Below are 611 nucleotides of genomic sequence, written 5' to 3' on the forward strand. Positions count from 1 at the left end.
CATCCCGCTCTGCGTCATCAGCATCTAGTTCATCATCAGTCAGCCCATCGTCATCGGCACATGGAGCACGCTGGCGCTGATCGCCGCGCTCGCCATGCTGATCATGATCCCCTTCGCGCTCGACGAGGTGATTGCGATGGGTCAGTTCCTTCTCTGGGCGCGCCGGCAAGGCAAACCGCTGATCCGCACCTTCTTCCAGGGTGACGCGATAGAGGCGGGAGCGGTGGACGCGTCGGACGCGATGGCCTCGCCAAGCACCTTCTGGGCGGACGCAAAGAAGGGACTGACCCTGCCATGGACGCTGACTGCGAGCATCGTCATCGGCGTCCTGCTGATGCTGACCCGAATACTGTTCGGCACGGAAGGCGGTATGGCGAACAGCGATCACGTTGTGGGTGCGCTGGTCATCACGGTCGCGATCATCGCCACCGCAGAAGTTGCCCGCGCGCTGCGGCTGATCAACGTCGCGTTCGGAGCCTGGCTTGTGGCCGCGCCTTTCCTCCTCGACGGCGTTGGTCACCTTGGGGCCGTGGCCTCGGTCGTAGCCGGCATTGCGCTCGTCGGCCTCAGCTTTCCAAGGGGAAAGCGCAGCGCCGAGCATTATGCAAGCT

Annotated in this window: 1 pseudogene; it reads left to right on the top strand. The window is 63.7% G+C overall.

Annotation, left to right across the window (positions count from 1 at the left end):
- Positions 1-94 precede the first annotated feature (94 nt).
- Positions 95-611: pseudogene (locus CA234_RS24170) on the top strand (DNA polymerase III subunit epsilon); the annotation flags it as partial.

It is taken from the genome of Sphingomonas sp. ABOLE, from assembly GCF_003950455.1.
Taxonomy (GTDB): domain Bacteria; phylum Pseudomonadota; class Alphaproteobacteria; order Sphingomonadales; family Sphingomonadaceae; genus Sphingomonas; species Sphingomonas trueperi.